This is a genomic window from Micromonospora sp. NPDC051296 (assembly GCF_040682255.1).
In the GTDB taxonomy this organism is placed as follows: domain Bacteria; phylum Actinomycetota; class Actinomycetes; order Mycobacteriales; family Micromonosporaceae; genus Micromonospora; species Micromonospora craterilacus.
Genome location: NZ_JBFBAO010000471.1, coordinates 1 through 4,571 on the forward strand (window position 1 = coordinate 1; position 4,571 = coordinate 4,571).

Consider the following 4,571-nt stretch of genomic DNA (forward strand, 5'->3'; position numbering starts at 1 on the left):
GGCTGCGGCGCGGTTGGCGGCGTCCCTGGAGCGGGCCGCGGCGGCGATCGCCTCGTTCGCGAAGGTGTACGAGGCCGTGGCGGCTCGCCTTGCTCGGGCGGCGCTGGCCTCAGCCCGTTCAGCTGCGGCGATGGCCTGCTGCGTGTTCACGCCCGTCTCCTTGGCGCGTCGCAGCGCCTCCTTCGCCTCGGCAGCCGCGATCTTGGCGTCGTCGATGGCGCTCTGCACGCGCCCGGCGGAGTCCCGGATCTGGACGGCGATCTTCTCGGCCTCGGCGGAGGCCTCCGCCGACTTTCGGGCATGGATAGCGGCCTCGCGTGCCTGCCTCGCCGTCTCCAGAGCTTCGCTTACCTTGCTGGCGTCGGTGGCCACCCTGGCCGCCGCCCGGCGGGCGTTCGTCGCCGCCTTCCTTGTGAGGGCTGCGGCCGCCGCCGCGCGGGTCGCCGCGTTGGCGGCCACCCGGGCTGCGGTGATGGCTGCCTGGGCGGCGGCGACGGCTTGTCGGGCTGACCTGGCGGCGTTATCCGCTGCGGTCGCCGCTTGCTGGGCTGCTGCTGCCGCCTCACGCGCGTTGCCCTGAGCGCTTTCCATTGCCTGCGCGGCAACCTGGGCGTCCCGTTTGGCGGCGGCGGCGGCGGCCAGCGCCTTGGCGGACTCGTCCTTGGCGACCTGGTTCTGCTGCTCAGCTGTCTTCTGCGCCTCCTGTGCCACGGAGGCGAGATCCTTGAGGGTGGCGATTTCCTGGTCGCGCGCGGCGGCGACGGCCCAGCCGGAGTCGATGAACTCCGTCAGCGCGTCGATTGTCCCGGCGTCGAGAGCCCGCTGGGCCGCCGTCTGCACGGCAGTGCTGCCGCTGGTCCTGGCAGCGGAAAGGATCTGGTTCACCCGAATACGAAGGTCCATCAGGTGCGGGGTCCGCCAGCCGGTCTCGATGAAGGTGTCCAGGGCCCCAGGGACTACGGACCGGGGATCCTCGAGTGCGGCCGCATCTAGCGCCTTCTGCGCCGCGGCCTTCAACTGGCTACCGCCTGCGGCCATCATCTGGTTGACGCGGACCCGCTTGTCCTGGTTAGCCGGCAACTGCCAGCCGGACTCAAGGAACGCGGAGAGAGCCCCGCTGTCCAGCGAATCCAATGCCGCCTGCGCCGCACCCTGGACGGCGATACCGCCGCCGGCCATCATGCGGTTCACCATCACTCGCTCGTCGACCTTGGCCCGCTGAGCCCACCCGGTTGCCAGGAACGCCTCCACGTCGGCATCCGTGCCCAGCAGTGCACGTTCGGCTTCCTGCCGGACAATCGGGCCGCCGGTCTGCCACGCCTGCAAAACCAACGCTCGGTCGACGCCGGGACCAGCCGGGCTTTCCAACGCGGACGCTGGCCGCGGCGCTACGAACAGCATCGCGAGCAGCGACATTGCCGTGCCGAGCGCTATCGCGCGCTGTACCGGACCTACGGATCTCCACGGTCTTCTCACCCAAGCTCCTCTGCGTGGACACGGCGGCCGGTGCGTCCGCGTTGAGCACCCGAACGGGAGTTTGTGCGGGTGAACCTCACCGACGCGTCATCGGACATATCGAAATTGCTGGCGACCCGAGGTCGGTTCGCCGTGGGGAATCTCCTGTACGGCCGGCGGGGCGGGCCGTCCGGTGCCGGGCGGCAGGCTGGAGCGGCTGGCCGTAGACACGGCCGCGGGCGTCGGGCGACGTCGCGTCGACCCGATGCCCGGCACCTTGTCGGCCGTCAGGGCACGACGGTCAGTTGGAGGAGCGTCGTGGGTTCCTTGCCACCCTCACCGATACCGAACTGCGTGCTGCCGTCCGGGTCGAGGTCCTTCGTGGTCCTCACACCACCGGAGGTGACCACCGTCGCGGTGCCGTTGTGACCGGCTCCAGGCCGCTGACCGTCACCACGGATCTCGTAGACCGCAGGCACCTTCAGATCAAGCCGGCCGACCGGCCCGAGCGCCTTGAAGCAGACCAGCCCTTCGCCGTTCTGCCCGATCAGCTCCGTCGTGTAGACCTTGATCAAGCCAATGTCACCCGCTGGCGGTGTCTTGCAGTCAGCCAAGATGATGTGGCCATCGCCGGAAATCAGTTCGACACCTTGTGACTCCAGAATCCCTGCGGCTCCCGGGTAACTGAAATCCTCGACGATCGAACCGCCGTTGTTTTCAGTCGGAAGATCCTCGACGATGGCCATTGCGGCGCCAGCAAACGCAGCCGCCGCCGCAATGCCGACCGTACTGGCCATCACCACTCTAGTAACGCGCATTTTTCCAACTTCCTCGTTCGAGTTTATGTCATCAACCAAGTCGGGCTTCGCTCAACGAGCCAACGCTAGGGACCTGCGTTCCCTAAAGCCAGGCTGATCTGTGTTCTCGGCAGACCAAAGTGGAAGCCGTGCAAGAACTCCGTCGACACCCCGACCACCGATGGTGGCCGGCTGCTTCGTCGGCACGGTATCGCCGTCGATGAACCCCGCCGAGCCGGATCGTGAACATCAACACGTGCGAGGTAGCCGAGCAGTGCGAAGGGCGAGTTAGTCCCGTGGTCCGAACCTGATTGGGTCGGTCCAGTCGGGACGGCTGTGATAGCTCGTCGTGTGAAGCAGCAGCGCTCCCGTTGTGTCCTTGCTGAGCAGGCTGTGCTGGTCGTCGCCGCCGGGGCGGATGGCGGTCAGTTCGCTACGGTTGGCCCACGTCGTGCCGGCACCGGTGTCCACACCGGCGTTGAACGTGGTACCGGCGGTGTTTCCGGTATAGATCAACAGCTTGCCGGTGGAGGTTTCCACGGTCAGCAGATCGTCGTACTCGTCGCCGTTGAACCGGCCCAGGGTCAACTGCCGGCAGCAGCCCCAACCGGAACCGATCTGCACGTACGCGTTGAACCGGCCACCAGCGGCCGTACCCGACCACATCAGCAACCGCTGCGTCGAACTCTCCACCGCGATCAGGTCGTCGTACCCGTCCCGATTCACCCTGCCGACCGCAAGATCACGCATACCGGTCCACCCGGAACCGATCTCCATCCGGGCACCGAACCCACCACCAGCGTTCGTGCCCCCATACAGCCACAACCTCCCGGTGGCCGACTCGACCAACACCAGGTCGTCATAGCTGTCCCGATTGATCCGGCCCACCACCAGATCCCGATAGGCGCCCCAGCCGGAACCTACCTGGATCCGGGGGCCCCAGCCGTATCCGGCGGCCCCGGGGTACAGCCAGGCGATTCCGCTGGCGTCGACCCCGATGATGTCGGTGTAACCGTCGCGGGTGAACTCGCCCGTCACGAGGTTGCTGAGCTCGTACGGCTGGGGTGACCACACCTTGCCGTCGGGTGTCGACCGAGGCGCCCACCCGCCGTTTTCGAGGCGGGTGTGCAGCCAGGTCTGCCCGGTGGACCCGTCGACCGCGATCAGGCTGTCTCGTCCGCCGACCGGATTGCGCCCGGCGGCCAGGTAGGAGTAGCTGTTCCACGTCGTGCCGGCGCCGGTGTCGACACCGGCATCGAAGGTGGTGCCGGCGGCGTTGCCCGCGTACAGCATCAGCCGGCCGGTCGAGGTCTGCACGGTCAGGAGATCGTCGTACTCGTTGCCGTTGAATCGGCCCAGGGTCAACTGCTGGCAGCAGCCCCAACCGGAACCGATCTGCACGTACGCGTTGAACCGGCCACCAGCGGCCGTACCCGACCACATCAGCAACCGCTGCGTCGAACTCTCCACCGCGATCAGGTCGTCGTACCCGTCCCGATTCACCCTGCCGACCGCAAGATCACGCATACCGGTCCACCCGGAACCGATCTCCACCCGGGCACCCAGCCCACCGGCGGCCGTACCGGGGAACAGCCACAACCTTCCGGTAGCCGACTCCACAGCGACCACGTCGTCATAGCCGTCCCGGTCGATCCGACCCACGACCAGATCCCGGTAGCCACCCCAGCCGGAGGCAAGCAGAGTCCGAGGGCCCCACGCCCGTCCCGTCCCTGCGCCGGGATAGAGCCAGAGCCGACCGGCGGTGTCCGTGGCGATCAGGTCCGGAACACCGTCGCGGGTGAACTCCCCCACCACCGGTTCCCGCAGACTGTGGGGCTGAAGGCTGACATTGCTGCGGATCCAGTCGCCGAGATCGTCCGCCCGTGCTTCGACCGCGCCGTCCCTGGACTCGGTTTCGCCGAGGCAACCCTTCTGCCACGAGGCGTCGTTGATGCCCACCAACTCGACCCGGCCCTGCACTTCCCGGAAGGCCGGGCCGCCGGCATCGCCCTTGCACAAGGAGACACCCGGCGAGGTCCCGGTGATCGTGAACGACGTGCCGGTCACGCTCCCCACCGTGACGGTGGCCGTGTTCATACGGTCAGGAACCCACTCGGTGCCGGTACGGCCGAACCCCGCCACCCGCAGTACGTCGCCCGCCACCGGCGCAGCACCGACCGGTACGGGCGTGATGTCCTTGATCGGTCCGGACAACTCCCCCAACGCGAGGTTGCGGTCCGGGTGCGGCACCACCGACACGACGGCCAGTCGATGGCCGGTGGGCTGCGTGAGATCCGCCCGTCCGAGCACCACCGTCGC

Annotated in this window: 3 protein-coding genes; all 3 read right to left on the reverse strand. The window is 68.0% G+C overall.

The window, feature by feature from the left end; translation table 11 throughout:
• Nucleotides 1-1,416 (reverse strand): ALF repeat-containing protein (locus AB0M52_RS31030; protein WP_363961072.1); only part of this gene is annotated, 1,416 nt, incomplete at its 3' end.
• Nucleotides 1,417-1,742: 326 nt separating this feature from the next.
• On the reverse strand, nucleotides 1,743-2,252 hold the full coding sequence (locus AB0M52_RS31035; protein ID WP_363961074.1) for a hypothetical protein: 510 nt from the start codon (nucleotides 2,250-2,252) through the stop codon (nucleotides 1,743-1,745).
• A 288-nt stretch (nucleotides 2,253-2,540) separates the two neighbouring features.
• Nucleotides 2,541-4,571, reverse strand: a 2,031-nt coding sequence (locus AB0M52_RS31040; protein WP_363961078.1) for an FG-GAP-like repeat-containing protein, incomplete at its 5' end; no start/stop codon positions are given.